Origin of the sequence: Saccharothrix luteola, assembly GCF_020859565.1 — a bacterium.
In the GTDB taxonomy this organism is placed as follows: domain Bacteria; phylum Actinomycetota; class Actinomycetes; order Mycobacteriales; family Pseudonocardiaceae; genus Actinosynnema; species Actinosynnema luteola.
Map to the genome: position 1 here is coordinate 1 of NZ_JAJHUO010000031.1, position 26,428 is coordinate 26,428.

Here is a 26,428-nt window from a genome sequence, read left to right on the forward strand (position 1 = left end):
ACGGGCCACCTACAACCGCCACCACGGCGTGATGCACATGCTCGCCGCACTCGACCTGACCACCGGGAAGATCCACTACCGGATCCGGCGCCGCACACGCCACCGCGAGTTCCTCGACCTGCTCAAGACCCTGCGCGTCCGGTGGCCCGACCAGCGGCTTTACCTGGTCATGGACAACTTCTCCTCCCCGCACCGGCACCCCGACGTCCGCGACTGGGCCGCGGACAACGACGCCGAGTTGGTGTTCCTGCCGACCTACTCCAGTTGGCTGAACTGGATCGAGGCCGAGTTCGCCGCCCTGCGCTACTTCGCCCTCAACGGCACCGACCACCACAGCCACGCCGAACAGAACGCCGCCATCGCCTCGTTCATCCGCTGGCGCAACGCCCACGCCCGCCCCAAGACCGGCTTCGCCACCGACTCACCCATCCGCACCTGGACCGATGGGTCTGCTACGCGGTGGCTGAGCTTGAGTAGCTCGCCCTGGATCCTGCGGTAGCCCGCCCGGCGTTCTCCCGGGCCATCGCTCGATCAACGCCACCACGGTGTCGTCGATCGGTGGACGCCCAGTGCGGTTCGGGTAGGTCCACTTCTTCGCGGCCGGGCCCTGGGGCCAGCGTTGGAGGGTTCCCGGTGTCACCAAACCGCTGCTCGCGCAGCAGTCGGGGGATTTGGCGCACCGTTGCGGCAAGCACCGCGCGATCGGCCCGCTCCCCACCCCGGACAAAGATCGGCTCGGCGCGGCACGGCGAGTTCGTGCCGCATCGCCAGTGACTCCACCTCCGTCGCGGCGGAGGACCGGCCGAGCAGAATCAGTCAGCGGGCGAGCCGGGCGAAGATCATGTACAGCGGTCGTGACTCCACGCCTCACGATCGTGCCCCTGCAGCCCGTCATGCGCGATCACCGCAGTTCAACGCCCGAGTGCAGAGCTCTGGCAGCCCGGACGCTCCGCAGTGCCGTAGTCACCGTGCGACATGCGCTCCTGCCTTCACCTGTGGTCGGTGCTCAGGTGCAGTGTGGAAAACCGAGGCACCCCCTCCGCGAAACGGGCGCCCACCGCGCCCGAGAGGAACCCGACGGTGCCCGGCTGCGCAGTCGACCGGTGTCGTGACCGCCACGGCATCGGGCTCGGGCCCTGGGGTCGGGTCGGCCAATTCGGATGCTGTTCCACCTGCCCTGATACACGATCGTGGACGGGGATTCGGCATGCGATCACCGGGGCTACGGTGATCCTGCTCTGATCGAGTGTTCCCGGTTCCGCGCGCCCCTGACGCGAGCGATCCTTGCTCCGACCGCGGCTCTGCGGATTCGGAAGGGATGGGATTCAGTGTCGAGAACCGTTCAGCGGGTGGCAGTGGTGGTGTTCGCGGTCCTGGCGTTGGCCGGGATGGGCGTGGCGAGCGCACAGGCATCGGTGGCGTTGGTCGAACGGGAGGTGACGACCCTGCCGGTGCCGCCCCTCCAGCCCGCCGAGGGGAAGATCCAGACTTCGTCGATCAACTGCGTCTGGACGTTGTGCTTGTCGAAAAATGTCATCCGTGCAGGTCAGGAGGCGTGGCGGTACTCGTTGAGGATGCCGCCGAGTCGTTGCCGTCGGCGGATGTCGAGTTGGGTGAGGGCTGCTTGATTGGTGACGGTTGGTGGCAGTGTGCGCAGTGGGCGGGCGTTGGCGATGCCTTGGTGGGGTCGGTGGGTGTTGTAGAACTTTTCGTACTGGCGCAGGGCGTGTAGCAGGTGCGGTTGGTTCCAGATGAGGGTGTGGTCGAGTAGTTCGCGTCGGCAGGTCCGGATCCAGCGTTCCATGATCGCGTTCATTCGTGGGGTTCGGACTCCGCTGAGCACGACTTGGACGCCACAGTCGGCGAGGACGGTGTCGAACTGGGCGGGGAACTTGCCGTCTCGGTCGCGGATCAGAAAGCGCACGTGTCGGCCTTCGTCTTCAAGGTCCATGGTGAGGTTCCTGGCGGCTTGGGTGACCCAGGAGGTGGTCGGGTGTGCGGTGGCGCCGAGAATTCTGATTCGGCGGCTGGTGTGCTCGATCACCGCGAGTACGTTCAGGCGGGTGCCGCTCAACGTGGAGGTCTCGAAGAAGTCGCAGGCCAGTAGCGCCTCGGCCTGCGAGCGGAGGAAGGCCGGCCAGGTCGTCGCGGTGCGTTCGGGTGCCGGGTCGATTCCGGCGTCCTGGAGGATCTGCCAGACGGTGGACGCGGCGATCTTGATGCCGAGGACGAGGAGTTCGCCGTGGATGCGGCGGTAGCCCCACGTGGGGTTTTCCCGTGCCAGGCGCAGCACCAGGAGTCGGATCGAGTGGATGGTCCGTGTTCGGCCGGGCCGCTTGGGGCGGGACCTGGCAGCGTGGCGGCGCGCGAGGAGGTCGCGGTGCCATCGCAGCACCGTCTCCTGACGGACCAGCAGTCGGAGCCGATGAAGCGTGGTGGTCGGGAGTCGCTGCAGCAGTGCCGCGAGGAACGCCCGGTCGGCGGGGGAGAACCGTGGACGGGCGTCTCCGAGTTGGCGTTGCAGGATGGTGATCTGGTGGCGTAGCGCCAGGATCTCCGTGTCTTTGTCCCGGTCGCTCATGGGCAGCAGGCGCAGCAGCGCGAACGTGTTGGTCATGCCCAGGTAGGCCAGTCGAAGCAGCACAGCCAGCCATGCCGAGCCCGTGGAACACGAGCACCCTCATCGGCCATCCCGAGACCTTGTCCCGACCGTGCTCTCACCTGCATGGATGGGATTATTGGCAGGCATAGGGTCGGCCCGCGGTGTTCACCCGCACGCCGCGGTTGCGGGCGCGGATGAACGACCCGGACGGCGGCATCATGGACGCGATGTTCCGGGTGTTCGACGGTATCGCGCCGGTCTCGGCCGAGACGGGCACCGACATCTACGTGAACGGAATCCCCGCGGGTTCGTACGCGGAGGTGACCATTCCGCCGAACCGCATCACGCGCGACGACCTCTACCCGTGGCGGGTGTGGGGCAGTGACCACGGTTTGCTCACGGGCTACGTCGACTGCGAGTTCGAAGTGGACAGCAGAGCGCCGGACACACCTGTCGTCACCTCGACCGACTACCCGGCCACCGGAGGCCCGCACGGCAGCGTCGGCCGGACAGGCACCTTCACTTTCAACATCGGCACCCTGACCGGGCGCAACAACACGATGGACGGTCCGTCGTTACGGCTGGTCCCTCAACGACGACACCGCCATCACGCACTCGGTCGCCGTGCAGTCGTCCGACGGCACGGTGACGGTGCCGGTCACCCCGACGAAGGCCGGGCTGAACACGTTGTACGTGACGGCGTTCGACCGCGCCGGCAACCGGTCGACGGCCGGCGCGGTCTACGTCTTCAACGTCGAGGTCGCGCCTCGTTCCCGGGCATGGTCTCGGCGCCGAGCGCCATGCGTGCCGGACTGGAATGTCGCGACCATCCCGCGGGGTCCGTTCCGCCTCGTGCGGGCGGACGGCCGCGGTGGTCCGGACCGTGCTCAACTCCCCCGTGCCGAACCTGACTTCGACTACGATGGGGAGTCCGGATCACCCAGGCCGCTGTCGCGCGAACTGATCGGATGGTCGGATGACGGAGATGGCTCCTCCTGACAACGTCGGCTCGTCAGCGAGACCGATGACCATCGCCGACCTCGCCCGGCACGTCGTGGGGAAGATCGAACCGGCGCAGCTCGACTACCTGGATCTCGTGACCGTGGACCGGGAAGGTCGTGGCACGGCACCGGGTTCCCGGAACTGGACCGGGGGCACCGTCGGCTCCGGGGTGCAGCCATGGGTGCTGGCCGACCTCGTGTACCCGTTGCTGGCCGGGACGTTCGCGCAGGTGCTCGGCGCGACCGCGTTCGCCCGTCTCCAGCGCAGGCGGTGGTGGCGGCGCAAGCGTGAGGTCCCGCCGTCGACGCGGATCTTCCTGACCCCCGAGCAGGTCGAACGGGCACGGACCGCCTGCATCGAGCACGGCATGACGCTGGGTCTGTCGGAGGCGGAGGCGACCATGCTGGCCGACGCCGTGCACGGCGCATTACAGAGGACCGGCGACGAGTGAACACCCCCGCCGCGGGTGTGCCAGCGCGGGCTGCCGCACCGCCCCGCTTGTGGTGGGTCTACGTCCTGGTGGGTACCGCGTTGGCCGTCATCGGGGCGGGCGCCGGCCAGGTCCTGTCCATCACCCTCGACCTCGGTGACGTCGCACCCTCGCACGCTTGCCTGGTGCGCAACGGGATCTCGGTGTACGGCGGCGACCCGGTGACGCTCGACCAGGCCGCGTACGGGTCGTGCATGGGGGACTACTCGCGTGTGCAAGCCCTCGCCGCCCTCGCGGGTGCGGTCGCACTGCCGGTGACCGCGTGGCTGCTCATGCTGGTGGGCGGCATCGGCACGCGGTGGCGGTTGCGACCGGGCCGGATCGCCGGGGCGCCTGCAGCCTCGCAGCGGCTGGCCGATCGGTTCGCCGTGCTGTGCGACAGCCAAGGGCTGACCGGGCGGAACCGACCACGCCTCGTGCCCGCGCCACCGGGGACCGGTGTGACGCAGGCGTTCACCACGGGCCTGCCCGGAACGCGCCCGTGGGTGGTGGTCCCGCTGGCCTACGCCTACACCGACCCGGCCGCGTTCGACGCGGTGGCGGTCCACGAGCTGGGCCACGTCCGGTCGCGCGACGTGCTGTGGGCTTCGGCCGTGTGGTGGGCGGGGTGGCTGGCGGTACCCGCCCTGCTGCTGGCCCTGCTCCCGTTGGCCGGCATACCCGCGGTGGTGTGGGAGCTCTATGGAGGGGCGCTGGTCGCAGCGGTGGTCGTGGCGCTGGTGATGTTCGTGCTGCGTGCCGGGCTGCTGCGCCGTCGCGAACTGGCCGCGGACCGCCACGTGCTGGAGGTGACGGCCGACCCGACCGCGTTGACCGCCCTGATCCGGCCTTCGGGGAAACGCAGGGCGGGCGTGTTCGCCACCCATCCCACAGCCGCCGACCGGCTCGCCCTCGACCCGGACGCGCGCGAGCGGGAAGGTGGATTCGTCTTCACCGCCGCGGTCGGCGTCGTGGCCATGGCGGCCTACCATGTCGTTTTCACCGCCTCGACCAGCCTGCAGTGGACCATCGACACCGATACGACCACCTGGGCCCCGGTCGTGGCGGCCCTGCTGTGGGCGTCGGTGGTGGTGCCGGCGTGGACCGGACGGGCGATGTCCGGGCCGTCCGGGTGGACCGGTCCGCTGGCCGGCGCCGTGGTGGGGCTGGTCGTCGGTTACTTTCTCCAACCACCTGGCGTGATCACCACCATCGTCGCCCTCTCGGGACGTGGCCTGCTGCTGTCGGTGCCCGGCCTGGTGGTCATCGCGTTCGCGGTCGCCCTGCTCACCGCGGGGATGGCCACCCGCCTCGCCAGGCACAACCGCCCGCGCCTGGGCGGGTTCGGCGCGGTGCTCGCCGTGACGGCCGCCCTCGCGGCTGCCTGGGGCACGATCACCTCGGCCGCGGTGATCCACGTCGCGATCGGGGGTGTCGAGTCGATCCGGTGGTTGCTTGTCGTCAACGGCCACCACGGGATCTGGCGCTACACGGCGGCCTTGGCGCTCGTCGGGCTGGCGCTCGTCGTCCCGCGCTCCCACCTGCGAGGCCCCGTCCCGGCGGTGATCGGGATGGCCGCCGTGACCGGTGGCACGGCCTCGGCGTTGTCGTGGTACTCCCGCTCGGGCGGTGATCTTTCCGATCCCCGGAACGGCTTCCTGACCTACCAGGCCTGGTGGGTCTGCGCACTCGCCGGGTTGGTCACCGCCGTGGTCGTGGCCGTGGTCAACGGCGGCGCGCTGTCCGCCGCGCCCACATCAGTCCTGTGTGGACTACTCGCGGCGGCGTCGGCCGGTGCCGTCCAGTACGCGGTGCTGCGGTTCGGCTACGGCGTCCGCTCGGACCTCTTCCGGGGCACACTGCAACAACCGGGCTGGCTGCTGTTGCTGGCACTGATCGGCACCACACCGCTGACCGCGCTGCTCGCGGCCGCGGTGCGACGCCCGCAACCACGACGTGGGGCGGTCCGCTGGGCCACGGGCACGGCAGGTCTCACCGCGCTGCTGGCCCTGCTGCTCGTGGCGGGCGGCCTGACGAGCGTCACGGTGGCCGAGCGCGACCTCTCAGACCTCGCCACCCCGTCCGCGGCTGCGAAGACCCCTCCGGTCGCCCCCGCGAACACCCCGCGCCCCCTGGACCAGGACGCCGCCACCGCAGCCCTGGCCGACGTGCCCGCCGTGCTGCCGCCCGGCGCGCAGAACGTGCCCACCCTCCCGGACAGCTCGTCGACCCGCACTCCCGCCACCTGCGATGAAGCCGTCAAACGGGCGACGGTGAACGAGAAGGCCCTGCCTCGGACAGCGGAGGTCGAGCAGCGGTTCACCTTCCCGATGGGTGACATCCCGAACGGCGCTGGGATCAGGGTGGCCGTCACCTCGTACTCGGCTGCGCACCCCGGCTTCGCCGACCTCGACGCCGAGAACCAGGCATGCGCCAACTTCCGACAACGCAGCACGGAGGGCAACGGCTACCTGGACTGCTACATCACCCCACGACCCGCGTCCGACTTCCCCCTGGCACGAAAGCGGACCCTCACCGCACTGGGACAGGTGAAGGGAACAGCCCTCGTCGTCACCATCCACCACTACGCGGCGATCTTCGGCTCCACCCGCATCGACGTCGCCGTCGATTGGTTCTACCTCGCCACAGCCCCACCGCAAGCGGTCCTCGACGAAACCGACCGGCTCGTGACGAGCGCGATGAACGTCATCGCCGTGAAGCTGTGAGCCGGATACCGGGCGACCGGTCCCTGAGCGGTCGTGGCCGCGCGAGGCGGCCCCCGCAGCGCCTCCCGCGCTCGATCACGAGCAGGACGTGCCGACGCTGCCCGGCGGGCTGATCCGCTGGGCGGACACGCCGAGCGAGGGGCGAGTAGATCATCTTCGACCAGCGGCAGGTGCCGTTGGTGCCGGTACAGCGCTGGATGTTGTGCCGCTCGAAAAGTCATCGCTGCTGGTCAGGCGGCGTTTTGATTTCGTTGATGAGGCCGCCGAGGATGCGGGTGCGGAGCGGTCTGTGGGTGTCGAGGTCGTGTACTGGCGCAGGGTGCTGTCGGGCTTCGGGTGGTAGTTGGTCGCGGGCTTGGTGGGGTCGGTGTCGGTTGTAGTGGTCTTCGTAGGTCGTGAGGACTTGTCGTGCGTGGGCTTCGCCGGTGGTCAGGATGTGGTCGAGGAGTTCGCGTCTGATGGTGCCGATGACCCGTTCGCAGTGGGCGTTCATCCGAGGCGCCTGCGGCGCGCTCTTGATCACGTGCAGATCGTCGGCCTGGAAGACGGTGTCGAACGTCTGGCTGTACTTGCCGTCGCGGTCGCGGAGCAGGAAGCGTAGGGACTGCGTCCGGTGTCCGAGGTCGGCGGCGAGGTTCCTGGCCTGTTGCGTGGTCCACGCCTGGGTGGGGTGGGCGGTGAGGCCGGTGATGTGCAGGCGTCTGGTGCCGTGTTCGAGGAACGCGAGCGCGTACAGACGTGTGCCGAGCACGGTGTCGAGGTGGAAGAAGTCGGCCGCGATAATGCCCTTGGCCTGGGCGGTGAGGAACTGTCGCCAGGTCGGGCCGCAACGGCGTGGCGCCGGGTCGGTGCCGGCGTCGTGCAGGATCCGCCAGACCGTCGAGTAGGCGATGCGGTGTCCGAGTCGGGCCAGTTCACCCTGGATTCGCCGATGACCCCATCGCGGGTTCTCCCTGGCGAGCCGCAGCACGAGCGATCTGATCGCCGTTCGTGTCGGTGGGCGCCCGGTGCGTCGATGCGCGGAGTAGTCCCACTTACGGGCTGTGAGTTTGCGGTGCCAGGCGAGCAGGGTACCCGGCGTGACCGGGAAGACCTCCCGCCACCGACGGCGATCCACCAGCCCGGCCAGAGCGGCGAACCAGAACCGGTCCGCGGGCTCGTAGCGGACCGGACCCCAGTTGTCGACTAAGGACCGCGTTCTCGTGCCGCAGCACGAGCAGCTCGGCGTCCTTCGCGGCCTCGCTGCGCAGCAGCACCGACGGGATGGACAGCAACCTGCGGGTCACCTTGTACAGCAGGGACACGATCACCCGGACATGGTCTCAACGCGGCGACACCTCGCTCTACCAGCAGCGACGGTTTTCCGAGCGGCACAGGGAGAACCGTGTAAGGGGTCTCCGAGTTGGCGTTTCAGGATGGTGATTTGGTGGCGTGACGCCAGGATCTCAGTGCCTTTGTCCCGGTCGCTCATGGGCAGCAGGCGCAACAGCGCGAACGTGTTGGTCATGCCCAGGTAGGCCAGTCGAAGCAGCACAGCTGGCCATCGTGCCGCGCCCGTCGCCGAGTCCGTGGAACACGAGCACCCTCATCGGCCATCCCGAGCCTTGTCCCGACCGTGCTCTCACCTGCATGGATGGGATTATCGGCAGGCACAAGGTTCGGGCAGAGGGTGAAGACCTCTTCGAACTGATCGACCACCACGACCAAGTTCCCGTCGCCCTCGTCGAGTTCGCAACCGAGCAGGTGCAGTGCACGAGGTCACGGGTGAGGGCGGCGGCATCAATCGGCATCCACGACCCGAGCAACATCATGCAGTCCCGACGCCAATGTGCCGCTACCCGAAGGTGCCTGGTCACTCAACCTCGGTGTCGATCAAGCGCCAGGTGAACGGGGATTCCCAGCCGTCCGCGGCCCGCCGCCAGGCATCGAACGCCGTATAGACCTTTTCCGCCGACACAGTCAGCGTCTGGTAGTGCTCCGACGGCGAGCCCGCGCGGTGTTCGAGCTGAAAGATGCCATCCGGGCGCTGCCACACCTGGATGTAGACGTCGTCCCGCTCCGCTGACAGGACCAGCACGCTGTCCCGGGCCAGAGCAAGCACAGCTGCCTCTATCCGGCCGCGGTCCGGGTTCTCCAAACGTCCAACCCGATCCCCCTCGAGGAATGTCGCACCACCCTCGCGCACAACACCTCCAAGTCATCATCGGCAGACCAGTCGACCACGCCACCCGCGACGGATACAGCACCAACAGCATCCACCATAGGCACAGCCACATTCACTGCTCCCACCGGACCTGCAAGCCGGCGAGCATCGCGTCGATCATCGGGCGGGTGACGTGGGAGTAGACGCCCATGACTCCGCGGAACTTGTGTCCGATCCTCTTGTGCTGCAGGAGCTCCGGCACGCCGTCCTCGATCATCCAGGTCTTGTGGGTGTGGCGCAGGTCGTGGAAGTGCATGTGCGGCTTGATCGGCGACCACCCAAGGTCGCATCGCCCCGCACGGCCGGTAGCCAGACCCGGCGGCGGAAGTTGGACCGCCGGTGCAGCCCGCCGTCCTGCCCGGTGAACACGAACCGCACGGTCGGTTTCTTCGCCTCCAGGGCGTCGGACGGGCGGCTGACCTCGACCTCGTTCGGGTTCTGCGGGTTGACCATGCCCGGCAGCAGGTCGGCGATCCGCTGCACCACGTTGTCGTGCGACCGCTCGTAGACGGGGTGGGGTGGCCGTCGAAGCCGAGCAGCGCTTCGGCGGCCTCCCAGCCGATCAGGGCGGCCCGGTCAAGCTCGGGCGCCGTGCCCTACCCGTCCGCCGACCTACGTGGGGGCGTGTCAGGCGTCGCTGTTGAGCATCGCGGCGGTCAGGACGTTGCCTCCGACGCCCCAGCCGCCGTCCTCGACCTCGTCGACGAGTACGACCGTGGTCGGCCGGGCGCGTTCTCCGTAGATCTCGACGTACAGCTCGGTGGTTCGCTCGACGATCTTCTTTTTGTTCTCGGCGCTGATGGTGCCCGAAGGGACCTTGAAGTTGGCGAATGGCACAGGTGTTCTCCTCGTTGTTGTTCAGTGCAGTGTCAAACCAGGCCGCCGTTGGCGCGCAGGATCTGGCCGTTGGCCCAGCGGCCCTCGGGACCGGTCAGGAAGGCGACGACGCCCGCGATGTCCTCCGGGGTACCCAGTCGCTCCAGTGGCGGCGCCTTGGTTAGCGCCGCCACCTGTTCCTCGGTTTTGCCGTCCAGGAACAGCTCGGTGGCCGTCGGGCCGGGTGCGACCGTGTTGACGGTGATCCCGCGTCCGCGCAGCTCGCGGGCGAGGATCAGGGTGATCGCCTCGACAGCGCCCTTGCTCGCGACGTACGCGCCGTAGCCGGGGAACTGCGTGCCCACCACGGAGGTCGAGAAGCTGACGAAGGCGCCGCCCGTGCGCAGCCGTTGAGCGGCCTGCCGCGCGACGACGAAGGTGCCGCGGATGTTGACGCGGTGCAACCGGTCCAGCACGTCCAGGTCAAGTTCGGCGATGGGGGACAGGGCGAGGCGGCCTGCGGAGCTGATTACGACGTCAACGCCCCCGTACTCGCTTTCGGCTCGGTCGAACAGCTCCGCCACCGCGGTCTCGTCGGCCACGTCGGCACGGACCGCGGTCGCGTTCCCACCCGCGGCGGTGATCGCGCGCACGGTCTCCGCCGCGGCGTTGTCGTCTCCGGCGTAGTTGACGACGACGGCCAGTCCGTCCGCGGCGAGTCTGCGGGCGACCGCCCGGCCGATGCCGCGCGAACCCCCGGTGACGATGGCGACTCGTCCGACAGTGGGGTCGGTGTTTGTCATGTCTCCACCGTGCAGGACCGTGCGGACCGGTGACAGGGGACGCCGTCCCATGTGTCCGTGGCCCGCTCCGCTGCAGACTGGCGGACATGAACTCGACGAAGTACGCCGAGCTGGGCGCGTTCCTCCGCTCGCGGCGTGAGCGCATCCGCCCCGAGGAGGTCGGACTGGCCTCCGGGCCGCGGCGGCGCGTGCCGGGACTGCGTCGCGAGGAGGTCGCCCAGCTCGCCGGGGCCTCGGCGGACTACTACAACGAGCTGGAACGCGGAGCCGGGTCGCAGCCGTCGGAACAGATGCTGGCGGCGCTGGCGCGTGCGTTGCGCCTGACCGCCGACGAGCGCGACCACCTCTACCACCTGGCCAACCGGCCGGTGCCGCGTGGCGGCGCGGGCTCGCACGTGCACCCCGGAATGCTCGACCTGCTCACCCGGCTGACCTCCACCCCCGCGCAGGTGATCACCGACCTGCACGTGACGCTTGTGCAGAATCCGCTCGCCATCGCGCTGCTCGGGGATCACTCCCGCTTCCGGGGCAAGGAAGCCAGCTTCGTCCACCGCTGGTTCACCGACCCCGAGGCGCGGCGGCTCTACCCCGAGGAGGACCACCCGGCCCAGTCCCGGGCGTTCGCCGCCGACCTGCGGGCCGCCGCCGCACGCCGGGACGCCAAGGACACCGAGGCGAGCGCGCTCGTCGCCGAACTCCTCGACCGCTCCGCCGCCTTCGCCCGGCTGTGGGCCGAGCACGACGTGGCGTTCCGCCGCGACGACCGCAAGCGCATCGACCATCCCAGGCTCGGCCTGGTCGTGGTCAACTGCCTCACCCTGTTCAGCGAGGACGGTCGTCAGCGCCTGCTGTGGTTCACCCCCGCGCTGGGCACCGACAGCGTCGACAAATTGGAGCTGCTCGCTGTCATCGGCACCCAGGAGTTCACGCCGCACCCCGACTAGTTGTACTGCCCAGCGTGGTTGCGACCGGTCCGACACGTAGTCGGATGATCTTGGAATGAGGGACGGCCTCCGGGTTCGGTGTGGATAGCGACATCCGCACTGGTCGGCCGTGGCCGGCCAGTCCGCACACCCGCGGTCGAGCCGACGAGAACGAGGAAACCGTCGCCGCGTTCTGGCGACGAGCGCAGAACTTCTTCCACGTCAACGGAACCACGAACGACGAGACTCAGTTGAGCTTCGCCGGGACGTGAGGCCCTACTGCTGAGCTGCGTGCCGGAAGCCAGGTGACAGACTGTCGACGAGCCCCTCGAGATCCCGCTCGCCCTCACGGGTCTGCACGCCCGCTGCCAGCTGCTTGCGGGCGACCTCGACCATGTCCTCGGTGAACAGTGAGTACAGGAAGGCGTTTTCGGCGACGTAGGCCGTGTCGGAGGCGGGCGGGGTCGCGGCCCTGACGGTGGCCTTGATCGCGGCGACGACCTCGGGGCGCACTCCCGCCATTCGGCGAGCCAGGGTGTCGACGAAGGCATCGAGCTCGTCGGCGGGCAGAGCCCGGTTCACCAGGCCGTAGCGCTCGGCCACTTCTGCGCCGACGAGCTGGCCACCGATGAGCAGTTCCAGGGCCCTGGCCGGGCCGAGCAGACGGGTCATGTTCACCGTGCCACCGCCCCCGGGGAGGATCGCCAGGGTGGACTCGGGCTGTGCCTGGCCCGATTCGCCGATCGCGGCGAACCGCATGTCGAGGGACATCAGGAACTCGTTGCCGGCGCCACGGGCGAAACCGGCCACCTTGCCGATGGTGACCTGCGGGAGGTCACGGATCTCCGCTCCCATGGCCTGGAGGATGTTCATGCCGTGGGGGATCACGGCGCCCGGCGCGGCGTCGATCGCGGCCTGGGTGGCGGCGGGCAGGGCCTCCGGGTCGGTGAGGTAGGCCATGTCGCCGTGAGCGCTGAAGAACTCCGGATCGGCGCTCTGAAACACGATCACCCGGACGTCCGCGTCGGTGCGCACATGATGCGCGAACCCACGCAATGACGGCAGCAGCACGCCGTCCATCAGATTGAGGGGCGGGTGGTCGAGCGACACGGTGGCCACACCGTGCGCGACGGTGATCTTGAGGCCTGCCCAGCTGTGGTAGTCCATGGTGACTCCTTCTCGACGAGGCCGGATGTGCGTCCCGGCTCCCAAGACCATATGTAACGACCAGTGAGGCGAACCATGTCCGCATGGCTCAGATGATTGATTCTCTGCCTCATCCGCATCTGATCAAGGTGCTAGGGTCACCTTGTGGATCCACTGAGCGACGCCCTGGCGATCTCGGGCGTCAAAGGGGCGCTGAGCACCCGCGTCGAGGCGGGTGGTCGATGGGCGATCACCCTGGACGACTATCCCGGGGTGGCCTTGCACGCCGTGACCGCGGGCAGTGCCTGGCTCACGGTCGTCGGCCGCGAACCGGTGGAACTGGCGGCCGGTGACGTGGTCCTGCTGTCCGCGGGCGCCCCGCACGGCCTCACCGACGATCCCACGGACACTCGCGACCGGTGCGAACACGTAGCCGCTCGCGGGCGCGGTACCGGTGAGGTGATCAGCCTCGGGTCCCAGCCCGCGACCACGCGGATCGTCACCATTCACTACGACTGCGATCCGGCCGCGCTCACCCAGATCCTGACCCTGCTACCCGGTTTCGTGCACGTGCGGGCCGAAGCGGGGACACCGGGACTGGCCGATACGGTGCGCATGCTCGCCCGGGAACTCGCCCACCCGCAGCTCGCCACGTCTGCCGTGCTGAAGAGCCTTGTCGACATCGTGCTCGTGCAGATGCTGCGTGCCTGGCTTGCGGTGAACCCTCCCGAGTGCTTCGGCACCTGGCTGGGCGCGCTCTACGACCCTGTCATCGGCAAGGCACTACGGCACCTGCACGCGAATCCGGCCACTCCCTGGACGACCTCGATGCTCGCGGAAGCCATCTCGGTGTCCCGCGCGACCCTCGCCCGCCGTTTCCCGGCCGCGACGGGACACACCCCCGCGGCGTATCTGGCGAACTGGCGCATGGATCTGGCCGCCGTGCGGTTACGCGACAGTCATGACTCCCTCGAAGTGATCGCCGAGGCAGTCGGTTACGGGTCGGTGCCGGCGTTCACCCGCGCCTTCACCCGGGCCCACGGACGTACGCCCGGGCGCTACCGCAGCGAGACGCGCAGCCACAGCGGTACGGCCTTCCGGTTGGAGACGCCCGCCCCGTCGAGCCTGACGATCAGTTAGGACCCTGTCCAGGCGGGACTCTCTGTTCCGGTCACCAGATCGCGGTGGCACGCAGATCCGGATCAGCGCAGATCTCCGCGGTGGCGGCGAGGCCGTCGGTGCCGGGCATTCGGATGTCCGTGATCACCACGTCCGGGCGCAACTTGCGGGTGAGGGTCGCCGCTCACGGCCGTCGCCCGCCTTCCCTACCACGGCGATGTCATCGGCCGTGAGCGGCCGTCGGCGTCCAGCACCCGACCGTTCCGCTCAAGGATGCGAAGAACCGCGTCTCGCCCCACAAGCCGAAATCACGGCCGACGCTGTCGAGTTCGGCGTCAGCCACCGCCGGCCAGAGCAGGGCCGCCCGTACGCGTGTAGTGCGTCCGCACCAGAAGCGGGCCGGGCTGGTCCGCGCGCACCAGGCGAGGACGATCCCGGCAAACGATGTGCGAGACCGCGGTTGACGACAGGGTTGGTGACGGAATCGTCCGGCAGCGGGCCGGACGGCGAAGCGGTGGGAAGAAACGTTGCACAACACCGGGAACAGGACCGACGCGGTTCGGCTGACGGCCGTCCGCAAGGTCTACGGACGGCGCGACAACCAGGTGGTGGCGCTCGACGACGTGACGACACGGTTCGGCCGGGGCACGTTCACGGCGATCATGGGGCCGTCGGGTTCCGGCAAGAGCACCCTGCTGCAGTGCGCGGCCGGGTAGCCCCGCAGATCCTCACTCATTTCCCCGTCACAGAAAGGATTCCCATGACCACCACGCCGGCTACTCCGGTGCGGGCCGGAAAGGCCGCGGTCGGGGCTCTCGGCGTGCTGGCCCTCGCCAGTGGTGCCCTGGAGTCGGTGGTGCAGCCGACGGTGCCGCTCTTGCAACGCGAACTGGACATGGGGCCCACCGGAGGGGCACTGCTCAGCATCCTGCTCCCGATCACCGGCGCACTCGTCACACCGTTGGCGGGCAGGTTCGGCGACCGCTACGGCGGAAAACGTGTCCTGATCCGGCTGATGGTCGTGGTGTGCGTCGGCGGCACGGTGTCCGCACTCGCGCCGGGTCTGCCCGTGCTGCTGGCCGGCCAGGTCCTGCAGGGCGCGATGGTCGGCGCGTTGCCCCTGTCGTTCATCGTCGTGCGCAAGCACCTGTCCGCAGGAGAGTCGAAGGCAGCCATCGGGGTGGTCAGTGGACTGTTCGTGGGAGGCGGGATGGTCGGCATGCTGCTGGCCGGGCCCGTGGCGGAACAGCTGTCCCGGCACTGGATGTTCGCGCTGCCGACGATCGCCGTCATCGTGGCGACCCTTCTCGTGAACCGGTTGGTGCCGGCGGATTCGGCAGACGGGTCGGACGACGCCGGGGTCGACTGGCCCGGGCTGGTCCTGTTGGGCGGGGTGTTGATCACGCTCATGCTCACGATCAACTTCGCGCTCGACCTCGCTTCGCAGCCGCTCGCGCTTTGCGGCCTCGTCGTGCTTCTGGTCGCACTGGTGGCCGGCTGGGTCGCCGTCGAGCGTCGCGCGGCCTCGCCGCTGATCGATCTGCGCTTGCTGGCCCGGCCCATGATGTGGAAGTCGGGTGTGCTGACGTTCATGATCTGCGTCGGCACGTCGATGGCGGTCTTCCTCGTCACGCAGCTGTGGAGCGCGCCCGGTGACGGGTACGGCTTCGGGGCCGGCGCCACCGAGATCGGCTTGTTCCTGTTGCCCGGCACCGTGGTTGCGACCCTGGCCGGACCGATGGGCGGGAGCTGGGAGCGGCGTTCCGGCTCACGTTCCGTGGCCACCGCTGGGGTCGTCATCATGACCCTGGCCTTGGTCGGCATGGCGGTCGTGCACACCGAGGCGTGGCATCTCGTCGTCGGCAAGGCACTGGTCGCCCTGGCCAACGGCCTGGTTGTCACCGCGATGACGACCGGCATCGCGACCTCCGTCGCGCCGAACGAGACCGGCGTCGCCACCAGCCTGATCCTGCTGACCCGCGTGCTCGGGATGGCCTCGGGCGGGATGTTCGGTGGCGTGCTGCTCGCCGCCGGGACCCCGTCGGGGTCGGACGTCGCGGCCGAATCGTCGTACATCACCGGATTCGTGATCGCCAGCGCCGTCACGGCGCTGGCCCTGCTCGTCACCCGCACCATGCACAAGGGAGTCAAGGCATGACCTTCACCGCTCACCTGAAGGATGTTCGCAGCACCCCGAAGGGCAGGGTGCTGGTTTCCGGGGCCGGCATCGCCGGTCCCACGCTCGCGTACTGGCTGACCCGCTACGGATACGCGGTCACGGTGGTGGAGCGGGCGGGCGCGGTTCGCAGCGGTGGTTATCCCATCGACGTCCGCGGCACCGCGCTGGAGGTCGTCCGGAGGATGGGGATCCTCCCACGATTGCGTGACACGCACATCGAACTGCGCCGGCTGACCTTTCTCGACGGGAACGGCGGTGAGGTGGCCTCGATCCACCCGCACGCGGTCACCGGCGGTGCCGGGGAAAGGGACCTGGAGGTGCGGCGCGGGGACCTGACCGACGCGCTTCACCTGGCGGTCCGCGACGATGTGGAGTTCCTGTTCAACGACTCCGTCGACACCCTCGTCCAGTCCGGCGACGGGGTCGACGTCACTTTCCGCGGCGGCGGCCAACGCACGTACGACCTGGTGTTGGGTGCGGACGGTACGCACTCCCGGACCCGGGAACTCGTGTTCGGCCCCGAAGAGCAGTTCCACCGGTACCTCGGCTACTGCTTCGCCGTGTTCCCCATGCGCAACACCTTCGGGCTCTCCTACGAGACCGTCATGTGGAACACCCCGGGCCGGTCAGCTGCGCTCTACGCTGTGGGGGAGGACGACGAGGTGCACGCCTTCCTGAACTTCGCCCGGCCGGAACCGCCGTCCGACGTGTTCGCGAACCCGGAAGCGCAACGGGACCTCGTCGCCGCGGTCTTCGCCGACGCGGGTTGGGAGGTCCCCGGAATGCTGGCCGCCATGCACGAGGCGGACGACGTGTTCTTCGACGGTGTCAGCCAGATCCGCATGTCCCGCTGGCACCGCGGCAGGGTCGCGCTGGCGGGCGACGCCGCGTACGCGCCTTCGTTCCTCACCGGACAGGGCTCCAGCCTCGCGCTCGTCGGCGCGTACATGCTCGCCGGTTCCCTAGCCGACCGGGACCACACCACCGGGCTCGCCGCGTATGAAGACAGCACGCGTGATTTCGTGGCCGCGAACCAGGGGCTGGTCGGCGAGGGCGGCGCCACGCTCTTCCCGATCACCGCTCAGGCCCTGGAACAGCGCAACGACAGGCTGCGCAAGCTCGGCACCACGCCCTCCGCCGAGCCGCGACCGGCCCATTCGGCCCTCACGCTGCCCGAATTCATGCCCCGGAAGCCCTCCGCCGGCTGATCGACCACGGCCGGTCGAGGGCCGGCTCAGCACGCCGCGAGCGCAGTCGGCCGGATCACCGTTCCGGTCGCTCGGCCGCTGCTCACCGTCCAGCTCGAGACTTCCGAGGCGAGTTCGCAGCGAAACGACGGCAGGTCCGAGGCGAACAGCCGGCCGAGCTGCCGGTGCACGGTGGCGGGGTTCCGGTCCGTCAAGCGAGCCAGGTCCACCGCGGTGCTGAGTCCTTCGTCGGAGCCGGGGTTTCGATCCTGCCGGCGGCATACGCGGAGCTGTCCCCGACGCGCATTCGCACAGCCGTGCCGTGGTCGGTGAGTCCACCGGCGCAATCGATTGCCCGCCGCTCGGCACTCGATTGCACTTGACCCGATGGATCTTTCAGCCACCCAGGGCTTCCGCCTGAGGCCGCCGCGGGTCGTACGCGGCCCAGCCAGGGTCGCCGTGGGTCGCGAAGGCGACCCACGCGCCGTGCACGCGGGCCGCGAGCCCGGCGGGCGCTGGGCCGGGACCGAGCAGACCGGCGTCGCCGTGCAGCCACGGTTCATCGGCGATGTCGAAGACGAAGGGCAGTTCGACCGTGTGGGTAGCGCCTAGCCGCCCTTCCAATGCCGTCGAGCGGTAGCCGAACGAGTAGGCGTAGGTGCGGCCACCGGACAGCCGGGCGTGGGCATCGGTCAGCCGCGCGGTGCCGGCCCCGAACAGGCCTTCGCCCAGCACCGCGGAGCGCAGCTCGCCGGGGGTCGCCCCCGGCCGGGCCGCCCGATGGGCCGCGACGACCGCGGCGGGGTCCACGCTGACCTTCGCCGCGACGGCGAGTACGTCGTCGTCCGTGGACGATTCCAGCTTGCCTTGCGGTACCAGGTAGAGGTGGCCCTCCTCGGTGTTGGTGCCGATGAGCAGGTCGACCTCTCCCGCCGGCCCCTCCGCCAGGGCGTCGGCCGGCTGCACGGGCAGGACCAGGGAGAACGGGCTCAGCTCGACGAGTGGGTCCGTGGCCCTCGCGGTCCGCAGGTCGATCCCCGAAAGATCCGGCAGGATCTCGAGGAACCTCTCGTCCGGGATCTCGGCGAAGTCCTCCGCTGTGGGCGGCACGCCCAGTGCCCGCGCGGCCACGGCCGTGACCCGGTGCGCCTGCTCGGGGGTGAAGGCGCCGGTGCCGCTGCCGCTCTGGATGATCGCGCGCCGGAACAACCCCTTGGCTTCCGGCGTCGCCAGCAGAGCTCCGGTGAGGGTGGCACCCGCGGACTGACCGAACAGCGTGACGTTCGCGGGATCGCCACCGAACGCGGCGATCGTGTCCCGCACCCAGCCGAGCGCGGCGAGGACGTCGAGCAGCCCGCGGTTGGCGGGGGCACCCTCCAGGTCGAGGAAGCCGGGGATGCCGAGGCGGTAGTTCACCGTCACCAGCACCACGCCGTCGCGGGCGAACGCCCGGCCGTCGTAGAGCGCGGCGCGGATGGAGCCGGTGACGAACCCGCCGCCGTGCACGAAGACCATGACCGGCCGCTTCCGGCCGTCCGTGCCGGGCGTGCGGACGTTGACGGTCAGGTACTCCTCGCCGCGCACCCAGCCCGGACCGAAGTAGGGGATCATGTCGAGCCGTCCGAAGTCCCGGGCCGGCTGCGGCGCGGTCGGCGACGGTGCGGTGGCGTCCCGGACACCGGACCAACCCGGGTGGGACGCCGGTGGCGCGAACCGGCCGGCGCCCGTGGGTGCCGCCGCGTACGGGACGGCGCGGTAGAGCTCGCCGAAGCGGTCACGAACACCGCGCACGGCGCCCGCCGGGGTCTCGACGATCGGATCTGCCTGCTGGGGCACGGAAACGCTTCCTCTCTCGAGTTACTGCGGGGCAGGGGCCGGTCCCACCGGGTTCAGGCGATGCGGGAGAAGCCCGCCCACTCCTTGATGGCGAACTTCGACCCGTCACGCTCGACCACGGCACCGCCCTGGCCACCGAAGTGAGCTGGGAAGACCAGCGTGTTGTCCTCGGCCGCGCGACCGAGGAGCTTGTGGCGGGTCGCCTGGGCCTCGGCCGGGTCCTCGCAGAAGCAGGAATTGGTCTCCGGCTCCACGAGCTGCAGCGGGGTGTGCACCAGATCGCCGACGAATAGCGCGCGGTCGCCGGCCGACTCCAGGGTCAGCACGGACGACCCCGGGGTGTGGCCGGGCGCGAGATCCAGCCGGAGGTTCCGGTCGATCCGGTACGAGCCGTCCCACAGGTGGGTCAGCCCGGCCTCGTGCACCGGGGCGACGCTGTCCTCGAAGACGTTCTGGTTGCCGCGACCCAGCACCGGATCGTGGTTGTTGGCCGGGTTCCAGAAGTCGAAGTCCTGCCGCGTCATCAGGTACTTGGCGTTCGGGAAGGTCGGCACCCAGGTCCGGCCGTCGAGGTAGGTGTTCCAGCCCACGTGGTCGATGTGCAGGTGCGTGTTGATGACGATGTCGACGTCTTCGGGCCGGACTCCGGCGGCGGCGAGGTTGTCCAGGAAGTCCGTGTCCAGCCGGCTCCAGACGGGCGCGTAGGGGCGGTCCTTATGGTTGCCGACTCCGGTGTCGACGAGGATGGTGCGGCCTTCGCTGCGCAGCATCCAGGTCTGGATGGCCGAGCGGCATTCGCCGGTGCCGGAGTCCAGGAAGTCCGGGGCAAGCCAGCTCTGGTGTTCGTCCCAGGCGTCATCGGGGCTCCCGGGGAAGAAGTCCGCGGGGCCCATCTCGACCGAGCCGTAGTACTCCTTGACACGGGTGACGGTGACGTCGCCCAGTTCGATTTGATCCATGCTCACTCCTCGTGAGTCGCGGGCGGCCGCCCTGACCGGGTCGAGCCTGATCGCGTCCGCGCACGCCGACCAGCCCCGCCTTGTCCTACCCCTGGCAGGGTCTGGCTGGGCGGTGCCGCGGGCGTGGATAGTGGAGTGATGAACGGACCAGGCCCGCTCGGCGACTTCCTGCAGGCACGGCGGGCCAGGCTGCGCCCGGAAGACGTGGGGCTCCACGACCTCGGGCCGCGCCGGCGGGTGGCGGGGCTGCGCCGGGAGGAGCTGGCGCAGCTGGCGGGGGTCAGCGTGTCCTACTACACCCGGCTCGAACAGGGCCTGTCCCGTGGCGCTTCGGCGGAGGTGCTTGAGGCGATCGCCGGCGCCCTGCTGCTCGACGACCACGAGCGGGACCACCTGGAACGCCTCGCCGGGGCCTCCCGCCGGGTACCGCAGCCGCGAAGGCCCCGCCCCGAGAAGCTCGCCGACGAGACGCGGGACCTGCTGCGCTCGTTCGACAGTGTCCCGGCGCTCGTCCTCGGCCGGCGAACGGACGTGCTGGCGTGGAACCCACTCGGCCACGCCCTGCTCGCCGGCCACGTCGACCCGCTGGACCCGGAGGACCCCGCGTGCCGGCCGAACATGAGCCGGATGCTGTTCCTGGACCCGCACTGCCGGGAGCTCTACGGGGACTGGCGGCGCAAGGTGCGCGCGGTCGTGGGCAATCTGAGGATCGCCGTCGGCCGTCATCCGGAGGACCGGCTGCTCGCCGAGCTGATCGGCGAGCTGACGATGAAGAGCCCGGAATTCGTGGCGTTGTGGGGTGACCACCGGGTGACGCCGTGCGACGCCGCCACCTATGAGCTGCGCCATCCGGTCGTCGGCACGGTGACGGTCACCCAGCAGACCCTCGCCCTCGCGCGTTCGCCGGGGCAGTCCGTCGTGGTGTGCACGACGCCCGCCGGGTCACCGTCGGAGGCGGCCATGGCCCTGTTGCGGCAGGCGAGTGCGGCGGAGCGGTCCGGCCGGAGCGGTGGCCCGGCCCGACCCGACCGCTCCACCGCCGCCCGGTAGCCACCTCGTAGCCCGGTCGGCGATGGGCGCCGACCGGTGCCTCGTCACGGCGGTCCGCCGCCGGGGCACGCGGACAGATTTCGGCAGCCGTCGCCAGGCGAGGTCGCCGGGATCAGCCGCGACGAGACTGGGGGAGCGGGCGACGAGGACCGGCCGCGGCCGCCGCGGCCCTCGCCTTGAACGACTACCTGACCGACCTCACCATGCCGCCCTGGTCCGGCCGGAGTCGCGTACGTGATGTCCACGCTGCGGGCTCTCCGCTCTTTCGTCAGCTGATGTGATCGAGGGCGGCGGCGCTCGAGCTGCCCGGCTCGGCCGTGTACATCACCAGGGTGTGTCCGCCGCCCGGGAACAGCAGGGTGGTCCGATCCAGCTCCAGTTCTCCCAAAGCCGGGTGCTTCACCCGCTTGCGGACGGCGGGGATGGGGCGCACGTCATGGTCACGCCAGCCGGCGGCGAAATCGGCGTCGTGGGCGGCGAACTCGTTGATCAGCGCAGCCAGCGCATGGTCGGCGGGGTGCTTCAGGGCGGCCGTGCGCAATTGCGAGGCGGATTGCCGCGCGAACGTCGCTTCCGCCTCCGGTGCGGCGTCGCAAAGGGTACCGGCCAGCACCAGGGCAAGCCGGACGGCGTTGCGTTCGCTGGGTGCCAGCAGGCCGAAGTCCGTGATCAAGGCCATCGCCGCGCGGTTCCAGGCGACGATGTCCTGCCTGCTGTTCACGATGTAGGCAGGCATGGTGCCGAGCCGGTCGAGGAGCGCACGCGCTCCATCGGGGATTCGCTCGGGCTCGCCGTGCGCGTCGGGCAGGATTTGGCCGGCCAGCCGGGCCAGGTGCTCGCGCTCCGCTCCGGTGAGCTGAAGGGCTGTCGCCAGCGCGTCGAGCACCTGCGGAGACGGGCGTGAGGCGCGTGCCTGCTCCAGCCGCTCGTAGTAGCTGACCGACACCTGCGCCCAGGCCGCCACCTCCTCGCGGCGCAGACCAGGGGTGCGCCGGGCGCGCTGCCCCGGTCCGTGCGCCCGCCCGGTGGCCTCCGGTCGCAGGTTCTCCCGTCGGCGGCGGAGGAAATCGGCGAGCTCTTGTCCGGACACACCGCCATCGTCCCATGCGGCATCCGGCGTGACCTCCCCCTGACAGTCCGGGGCTGAGGCGTGGGTTCCTCGGGTGCTTGCCGGCTGGGCACGCTGGTCCGGCAAGCGGAGTTTCCCGAGGAGGATGACGTGCCCAGTGCACCGGAGGAAGTTTTCCGGCGTCTGCTCGACCTGATGCTGAAGAAGGAGATGGACGCTGTCGCGGATCTTTGGGCGGTGGATGGCACCGCGGAGTTCCCCTTCGCCGCCGGCGATGCGCCGCGGCGCCTGACGGGGCGCGAAGAAGTCCGCGGTTACCTGGCCGGATATCCGGAACTGCTGGATGTGCGGGAAGTCGCCGCGCTCACCGTGCGTCCGACCGAGGACGCGGATACCGCGGTGATCGAGTGGACGGCCGAGGGCCGCGCGGTTCGCACCGGCGAGCGTTACCGGCTGGATTACGTCGTCGTGCTGACGGTGCGCGATGACCAGATCACGGTGTACCGCGACTATTGGAGCCCGCTGGCGACGGCTCGCGCGGCCGGGCGGTTGCCCGAGCTGATCGCTTCGCTCGACCGGGACGATGCCTCGTGACCGGGGTGCTCGTGACCGGAGGCACCGGGAAGACCGGTGCGGCACTTGTCGAACAGCTTCGCGGGGCGGGGGTACCGGTGCGGATCGCGAGCCGGCGCCCCTCCGCCGGCGATCCCGACGCGATCCGATTCGCTTGGGAGGACCCGAGTACGCACGAAGCCGCGCTGCGCGGCATGGATCGTGTCTTCCTGGTTCCCCCGGTGGAAAGCGTCGACCCCTTGCCCTTGGCCGGGCCTTTCCTGCGCCAGGCCAGGCGGTCCGGCGTGCGCCGGGTCGTGCTGCTCGGTTCCGCCATCGTCCTGCCGTACGCGCCCAGCGCGCTGGAACTGGCGGCACAGGTGCGGGCCGAGCCGGGCTGGGTGGTGCTGCGCGCATCGGGGTTCATGCAGAACTTCCTGCGCCCGCACCCGCTGGGAGAACGCATCCACCGGCTCGGCGAGATCCGCACCGCGGCCGGCGACGGCAAGGTGGGATGGATCGACGTCCGGGACGTCGCGGCTTCCGCGGCGGCTTTGCTGGAGGATCCCGAAGTTCGCGCTGCGGGCGACGATTTCCTGCTCACCGGGCCCGAGGGTCTGAGCTACGGCGACACCGCGGAAGCCATCACCGCCCACACAGGCCGCCGGATCCGGGTACGGCGGATCGAGCCGGACGAGCAGGCCGCGGCGTACCGGGCTGCCGGACTGCCCGCCGAGTTCGCCGCTGCCCTCGCGACGGTCGAGGACAGGATCCGGCGCGGGCGGGAAGACCGCGTCAGCACGACGGTACTCGACCTGACCGGCCGGCCGCCCCGCACCTTCGCGCGGTTCGTGTCGGAGCACGCGGGCGAATGGCCCGGGAAGTGACCACGTGGCTGGGCGGTCCGGATCGTGCAGCCGGTGACGGTCTCGGGGCTGGGCAACCCACCGGTGGCAGCGGGCACGAGGATGTCGAGGTCCTGCCGCAGCAGGTCCGACGCGGTCCAGGTGAGACGGTCGGTCTCCACCTGCGCGCGGCGGTGGTCGTCCCGGTAGGCGACGACCACGTCAGCGCCGTCGACGTCCGGCGACCGGACCAGGAGACGTCCGACGGTGCCCTAGCCGATGATGGCGTGTTCGTCCTCGCGGGCGGCGCCGGTTTCGACTCTCGGAGTGGTGAAGCCACGGCATCGCCCGGGAGTGACGAGACGAGGACAGTCCGAGCATCCCCGGCAGGCCGAACCCGGGCCGAGCAGGCGCGGGAGCCCGGCGGCCACGACGATGCCCGCAGCGCCCCAGGCCGTGGCGTCACGCCTTGTCGTGGCGGAGCCCTTCTCCTCCTCGACGCGGACGTCGTCCTCACCGCGACGTGCCGGACAGCGCCCGGCCTTGCGGACCGCCCGCCTCAGTCGCCTGCCGGCGGCCGCGGATTCGGCGGGCCAGACCGAGGAGGACCGAGCGTAGCGCCTCGGCCCGACGGCTGGACGGGACGAACATCTGCTGCTTGAGCCGCGTGGTGCGCTGGTGCCTGGTGATGAACGGCCGCAGGCCGGCCTCCCAGGCGTCCAGAGCGGCGGTGAGGTCGTCGGGGTGCTCCCGCAGGGCCACGCCCAGCGCGGCCCCGCCGCGCAGCGAGGACGTGGCACCCATGCCCGAGTAGAGGTTCATGCACCACGCGGCGTCCCCCACCAGCACGACCCGGCCCTTGCTCCACCGCGGCATCCGCACCTGGTGCACCGAGTCGAACAGGTGGTCCGGGGCCTCTTCCAGGGAGTCCAGGACGTGCCGCACCACGGGATCGTCCATGCGCGAGAAGACCGAGCGCAGCCGATCGACCCGCGACCCGCTGAACTGGTCCTGGATGTCCGTCGTCCGGTAGGTCAGCAGTGCGGTGGGCGCGTGGTCGGCGAGCCCGAAGACCCACACCGCCCGCTTCGCACGCGCGATGATGATGCTGTCACCCGCCTCGTAGGAGGGCGCCTGCTCCTTCAGTTGGAAGGCGCAGATCATCGCGTTCCACGTGGTCAGGTAGTCCTCGTGCGGACCGAACACGATCCGGCGCACGCCCGAGCGCATCCCGTCCGCGCCGACGACCAGGTCGAAGCTCTCGCGGTACTGCGGACCGGTGCCGGCGTGCTCGAGCAGGACCTGCACGTCGGCAGGACCCTCGGTGATCGCGACCGGAGTGGTCCCGAACCGCACCTCGACGCCTGTGGTGCTCTGCCACAGCGCGGTCTCGATGTCCCCGCGCAGTACCGCTGCGGGTTCGCCGGGCTGGTCCAGGAATCCCAGAGCCGGTCTGCGCCTGCCGCGGCGATCCAGCGACCACGTATTCGCGCCCGCCTTCCGTTCCGGGTTGCGGGTGTGCAAGTCGCCGGCGATGCCCAGGTCGATAGCGGCCCGCCGACCTTCCGGGAACAGCCCGACGAAGTAGCCTCCGGTACGCCGCTCGGGCGCCCGTTCGACGATCACCGGCGTCCACCCGGCCCGGCGCAGCCCGATCGCCGCGGACATCCCCGCGATCCCGAGCCCCACCACCAACGCCCTCTTCCGCATGGCGGTCACCGCGCCGTGCCGGACAGGGCCGACCATGCGGTGTACTCCGCCGCCATCCGGCGGTGGACGACCCTGTGGATCAGATCGAGAACGACCGAACCCAGCGCCTCGGCCAAGCGGCTGGACGGGACGAACCTCTGTTGCTTGATCCGTGCAGAGCGCTGCTGCCTGGTGATGTAGGGCCGCAGGCCGGTCTCCCAGGCGTCCAGAGCGGCGGCGAGGTCGCCAGGGTGCTCCCGCAGGGCCACGCCCAGTGCGACGCCGCCGCGCAGCGAGGACGAGGAACCCATTGCCGAGTAGGTGTTCATGCACCAGGCCGCGTCCCCCACCAGCACTACCCGACCCTTGCTCCACCGGGGCATCTTCACCTGGTGGATCGAGTCGAACACGTGGTCAGGGGCCTGCTCCAGGGAGTGCAGGACGTGGCGCACCACGGGGTCGTTGTCCATCCCGGAGAAGGCCGCGCGCACCTGCTCGATCGACGGCCCGGCGAACCGGTCCGGGATGTCCTCGGTGCGGTAGGTCAGCCACGCGCAGGGCGCGTGGTCGGCGAGTCCGAACACCCACATCGCACGCTTGGGGCGCGAGACGATGACGCTGTCGCTCGCCTCGTAGGAAGGCACCTGCTCCTTCATCTGGAACGCGCAGATCATCGCCTTCCAGTTCGCCAGGTAGTCCTCGTCCCGACCGAACACCATCCGGCGCACGCTCGAGCGCATCCCGTCCGCACCGACCACGAGATCGAAGTCCTCGCGGTACTGCTTCCCGGTGCCGACGTCCTCGAGCAGGACCCGCACCCCGCCGTCGCCTTCGGTGATCTCGACCGGAGTGGTCCCGAACCGCACCTCGACCGCGTCCTCGGTCCCGTCGCCGGTGATGCCGTGCCACAACGCGGCCTCGATGTCGCCGCGCAGCACCGCGGCCACGCCGCTGGGCGCGTCCAGCAAGCCCAGAGCCGGCTTCCGCCTGCCCCGGCGATCCACTGACCACGAGTTCCCGCCCGGTCGCCATTCCGGGTTGCGGGTGTGCAGGTGGTCGGCGATCCCCAGGTCGGCCACGGCCTGCACACCCTCCGGGAACATGAAGATGAAGTAGCCCCCCGTCCGACGCTCGGCTGCTCGTTCGAAGATCACCGGCGTCCACCCCGCCCGGCGCAGCCCGATGGCAGCGGACATCCCCGCGATCCCGAGCCCCACCACCAATGCCCTCTTCTGCATGGCTCTTCCCCTCTG

At 70.0% G+C, this 26,428-nt stretch carries 26 protein-coding genes and 1 pseudogene; 13 read left to right on the forward strand and 14 right to left on the reverse strand.

The genetic code is table 11. The features are described from left to right. Positions 1-499 (forward strand): transposase (locus LNK82_RS47180; RefSeq protein ID WP_268997671.1); only part of this gene is annotated, 499 nt, incomplete at its 5' end. Between the two features lie 843 nt (positions 500-1,342). Here the strand turns inward: LNK82_RS47180 and LNK82_RS36065 are convergent. Further along, positions 1,343-1,537 carry a hypothetical protein gene (locus tag LNK82_RS36065; protein ID WP_230571420.1) on the reverse strand — a complete coding sequence of 65 codons (195 nt, stop codon included), beginning with the start codon at positions 1,535-1,537 and terminating at the stop codon, positions 1,343-1,345. Positions 1,538-1,546: 9 nt separating this feature from the next. Further along, the gene (locus LNK82_RS36070; protein ID WP_230571421.1) at positions 1,547-2,617 is read right to left on the reverse strand and encodes an integrase core domain-containing protein; all 1,071 of its coding nucleotides are present in this window, start codon (positions 2,615-2,617) and stop codon (positions 1,547-1,549) included. A gap of 146 nt (positions 2,618-2,763) precedes the next feature. On the opposite strand from LNK82_RS36070, the gene LNK82_RS36075 reads away from it, so the two are divergent. From LNK82_RS36075 to LNK82_RS36085, 3 genes are all read left to right on the forward strand, one after another. Next, positions 2,764-3,513 (forward strand): hypothetical protein, encoded by a 750-nt coding sequence (locus tag LNK82_RS36075; protein WP_230571422.1) that lies wholly within the window; start codon positions 2,764-2,766, stop codon positions 3,511-3,513. Between the two features lie 113 nt (positions 3,514-3,626). Further along, complete coding sequence (locus LNK82_RS36080) at positions 3,627-4,055, forward strand: hypothetical protein (RefSeq protein ID WP_230571423.1); 429 nt, start codon at positions 3,627-3,629, stop codon at positions 4,053-4,055. Between the two features lie 68 nt (positions 4,056-4,123). After that, positions 4,124-6,799, forward strand: coding sequence for a M48 family metalloprotease (locus LNK82_RS36085; protein ID WP_230571424.1), 2,676 nt, complete (start codon positions 4,124-4,126; stop codon positions 6,797-6,799). Positions 6,800-7,016: 217 nt separating this feature from the next. On the opposite strand, the gene LNK82_RS36090 is transcribed toward LNK82_RS36085, so the two are convergent. The 3 genes from LNK82_RS36090 to LNK82_RS36100 form a co-directional block, all read right to left on the reverse strand. Next, entirely contained in the window at positions 7,017-7,769 is a 753-nt protein-coding gene (locus tag LNK82_RS36090; protein WP_230571425.1) for an integrase core domain-containing protein, read from the reverse strand. Between the two features lie 882 nt (positions 7,770-8,651). After that, a complete protein-coding gene (locus LNK82_RS36095; RefSeq protein WP_230571426.1) occupies positions 8,652-8,984 on the reverse strand; it encodes a hypothetical protein in 333 nt (110 codons plus the stop codon). 91 nt (positions 8,985-9,075) lie between these two features. After that, the gene (locus tag LNK82_RS36100) at positions 9,076-9,258 is read right to left on the reverse strand and encodes a site-specific integrase (protein WP_230571427.1); all 183 of its coding nucleotides are present in this window, start codon (positions 9,256-9,258) and stop codon (positions 9,076-9,078) included. Positions 9,259-9,363: 105 nt separating this feature from the next. Here LNK82_RS36100 and LNK82_RS36105 point away from each other — a divergent pair, with 105 nt between their 5' ends. Continuing rightward, the gene (locus LNK82_RS36105) at positions 9,364-9,510 is read left to right on the forward strand and encodes a hypothetical protein (protein WP_230571428.1); all 147 of its coding nucleotides are present in this window, start codon (positions 9,364-9,366) and stop codon (positions 9,508-9,510) included. A 119-nt stretch (positions 9,511-9,629) separates the two neighbouring features. On the opposite strand, the gene LNK82_RS36110 is transcribed toward LNK82_RS36105, so the two are convergent. Together LNK82_RS36110 and LNK82_RS36115 are read right to left on the reverse strand one after the other, a co-directional pair. Then, positions 9,630-9,839: a 4-oxalocrotonate tautomerase family protein gene (locus tag LNK82_RS36110; RefSeq protein WP_230571429.1), complete on the reverse strand. Its 210-nt coding sequence runs from the start codon at positions 9,837-9,839 to the stop codon at positions 9,630-9,632. Between the two features lie 32 nt (positions 9,840-9,871). Then, the gene (locus tag LNK82_RS36115) at positions 9,872-10,621 is read right to left on the reverse strand and encodes an SDR family oxidoreductase (protein WP_230571430.1); all 750 of its coding nucleotides are present in this window, start codon (positions 10,619-10,621) and stop codon (positions 9,872-9,874) included. Between the two features lie 86 nt (positions 10,622-10,707). On the opposite strand from LNK82_RS36115, the gene LNK82_RS36120 reads away from it, so the two are divergent. Further along, positions 10,708-11,565 (forward strand): helix-turn-helix transcriptional regulator, encoded by an 858-nt coding sequence (locus tag LNK82_RS36120; protein ID WP_230571431.1) that lies wholly within the window; start codon positions 10,708-10,710, stop codon positions 11,563-11,565. 255 nt (positions 11,566-11,820) lie between these two features. Here the strand turns inward: LNK82_RS36120 and LNK82_RS36125 are convergent, their stop codons facing one another. Beyond that, positions 11,821-12,711 (reverse strand): enoyl-CoA hydratase/isomerase family protein, encoded by an 891-nt coding sequence (locus tag LNK82_RS36125; protein WP_230571432.1) that lies wholly within the window; start codon positions 12,709-12,711, stop codon positions 11,821-11,823. Positions 12,712-12,855: 144 nt separating this feature from the next. Here LNK82_RS36125 and LNK82_RS36130 point away from each other — a divergent pair, with 144 nt between their 5' ends. Beyond that, positions 12,856-13,830, forward strand: a complete 975-nt coding sequence (locus LNK82_RS36130) for an AraC family transcriptional regulator (RefSeq protein ID WP_230571433.1) — start codon at positions 12,856-12,858, stop codon at positions 13,828-13,830. A 31-nt stretch (positions 13,831-13,861) separates the two neighbouring features. On the opposite strand, the gene LNK82_RS48440 is transcribed toward LNK82_RS36130, so the two are convergent. Next, on the reverse strand, positions 13,862-13,960 hold the full coding sequence (locus LNK82_RS48440) for a hypothetical protein (RefSeq protein WP_372470735.1): 99 nt from the start codon (positions 13,958-13,960) through the stop codon (positions 13,862-13,864). Positions 13,961-14,336: 376 nt separating this feature from the next. Between LNK82_RS48440 and LNK82_RS36140 the strand changes: the two are divergent. From LNK82_RS36140 to LNK82_RS36150, 3 genes and pseudogenes are all read left to right on the forward strand, one after another. Next, positions 14,337-14,522: pseudogene (locus tag LNK82_RS36140) on the forward strand (ATP-binding cassette domain-containing protein); the annotation flags it as partial. A gap of 47 nt (positions 14,523-14,569) precedes the next feature. Continuing rightward, positions 14,570-15,967, forward strand: a complete 1,398-nt coding sequence (locus LNK82_RS36145; protein ID WP_230571434.1) for an MFS transporter — start codon at positions 14,570-14,572, stop codon at positions 15,965-15,967. Continuing rightward, on the forward strand, positions 15,964-17,196 hold the full coding sequence (locus LNK82_RS36150; protein ID WP_230571435.1) for an FAD-dependent monooxygenase: 1,233 nt from the start codon (positions 15,964-15,966) through the stop codon (positions 17,194-17,196). Before LNK82_RS36145 ends, LNK82_RS36150 begins: the two co-directional genes overlap by 4 nt. A 375-nt stretch (positions 17,197-17,571) precedes the next feature. Here LNK82_RS36150 and LNK82_RS36155 read toward each other — a convergent pair whose 3' ends face one another. Together LNK82_RS36155 and LNK82_RS36160 are read right to left on the reverse strand one after the other, a co-directional pair. Further along, positions 17,572-19,011, reverse strand: coding sequence for a carboxylesterase/lipase family protein (locus LNK82_RS36155; RefSeq protein WP_230571436.1), 1,440 nt, complete (start codon positions 19,009-19,011; stop codon positions 17,572-17,574). A 53-nt stretch (positions 19,012-19,064) separates the two neighbouring features. After that, positions 19,065-19,970: an MBL fold metallo-hydrolase gene (locus LNK82_RS36160; RefSeq protein WP_230571437.1), complete on the reverse strand. Its 906-nt coding sequence runs from the start codon at positions 19,968-19,970 to the stop codon at positions 19,065-19,067. 138 nt (positions 19,971-20,108) lie between these two features. On the opposite strand from LNK82_RS36160, the gene LNK82_RS36165 reads away from it, so the two are divergent. Then, complete coding sequence (locus LNK82_RS36165) at positions 20,109-21,020, forward strand: helix-turn-helix domain-containing protein (protein WP_230571438.1); 912 nt, start codon at positions 20,109-20,111, stop codon at positions 21,018-21,020. 268 nt (positions 21,021-21,288) lie between these two features. On the opposite strand, the gene LNK82_RS36170 is transcribed toward LNK82_RS36165, so the two are convergent. Continuing rightward, complete coding sequence (locus LNK82_RS36170; RefSeq protein WP_230571439.1) at positions 21,289-22,110, reverse strand: helix-turn-helix transcriptional regulator; 822 nt, start codon at positions 22,108-22,110, stop codon at positions 21,289-21,291. 129 nt (positions 22,111-22,239) lie between these two features. Here LNK82_RS36170 and LNK82_RS36175 point away from each other — a divergent pair, with 129 nt between their 5' ends. After that, the gene (locus LNK82_RS36175; protein ID WP_230571440.1) at positions 22,240-22,683 is read left to right on the forward strand and encodes a nuclear transport factor 2 family protein; all 444 of its coding nucleotides are present in this window, start codon (positions 22,240-22,242) and stop codon (positions 22,681-22,683) included. After that, entirely contained in the window at positions 22,680-23,528 is an 849-nt protein-coding gene (locus tag LNK82_RS36180; RefSeq protein ID WP_230571441.1) for an NAD(P)H-binding protein, read from the forward strand. Before LNK82_RS36175 ends, LNK82_RS36180 begins: the two co-directional genes overlap by 4 nt. 471 nt (positions 23,529-23,999) lie before the next feature. Here LNK82_RS36180 and LNK82_RS36185 read toward each other — a convergent pair whose 3' ends face one another. Further along, positions 24,000-25,232 (reverse strand): FAD-dependent monooxygenase, encoded by a 1,233-nt coding sequence (locus LNK82_RS36185; RefSeq protein ID WP_230571442.1) that lies wholly within the window; start codon positions 25,230-25,232, stop codon positions 24,000-24,002. Beyond that, positions 25,202-26,413, reverse strand: a complete 1,212-nt coding sequence (locus LNK82_RS36190; protein WP_230571443.1) for an FAD-dependent monooxygenase — start codon at positions 26,411-26,413, stop codon at positions 25,202-25,204. Before LNK82_RS36190 ends, LNK82_RS36185 begins: the two co-directional genes overlap by 31 nt. Positions 26,414-26,428 lie beyond the last annotated feature (15 nt).

Coding starts and splice junctions, on each gene's coding strand:
- LNK82_RS36065 (WP_230571420.1), bottom strand. CDS start 1,537: ATGACATTTTTCGACAAGCACAACGTCCAGACGCAGTTGATCGACGAA.
- LNK82_RS36070 (WP_230571421.1), bottom strand. CDS start 2,617: ATGACCAACACGTTCGCGCTGCTGCGCCTGCTGCCCATGAGCGACCGG.
- LNK82_RS36080 (WP_230571423.1), top strand. CDS start 3,627: ATGACCATCGCCGACCTCGCCCGGCACGTCGTGGGGAAGATCGAACCG.
- LNK82_RS36100 (WP_230571427.1), bottom strand. CDS start 9,258: ATGCACTTCCACGACCTGCGCCACACCCACAAGACCTGGATGATCGAG.
- LNK82_RS36115 (WP_230571430.1), bottom strand. CDS start 10,621: ATGACAAACACCGACCCCACTGTCGGACGAGTCGCCATCGTCACCGGG.
- LNK82_RS36120 (WP_230571431.1), top strand. CDS start 10,708: ATGAACTCGACGAAGTACGCCGAGCTGGGCGCGTTCCTCCGCTCGCGG.
- LNK82_RS36125 (WP_230571432.1), bottom strand. CDS start 12,711: ATGGACTACCACAGCTGGGCAGGCCTCAAGATCACCGTCGCGCACGGT.
- LNK82_RS36145 (WP_230571434.1), top strand. CDS start 14,570: ATGACCACCACGCCGGCTACTCCGGTGCGGGCCGGAAAGGCCGCGGTC.
- LNK82_RS36150 (WP_230571435.1), top strand. CDS start 15,964: ATGACCTTCACCGCTCACCTGAAGGATGTTCGCAGCACCCCGAAGGGC.
- LNK82_RS36160 (WP_230571437.1), bottom strand. CDS start 19,970: ATGGATCAAATCGAACTGGGCGACGTCACCGTCACCCGTGTCAAGGAG.
- LNK82_RS36165 (WP_230571438.1), top strand. CDS start 20,109: ATGAACGGACCAGGCCCGCTCGGCGACTTCCTGCAGGCACGGCGGGCC.
- LNK82_RS36185 (WP_230571442.1), bottom strand. CDS start 25,232: ATGGTCGGCCCTGTCCGGCACGGCGCGGTGACCGCCATGCGGAAGAGG.
- LNK82_RS36190 (WP_230571443.1), bottom strand. CDS start 26,413: ATGCAGAAGAGGGCATTGGTGGTGGGGCTCGGGATCGCGGGGATGTCC.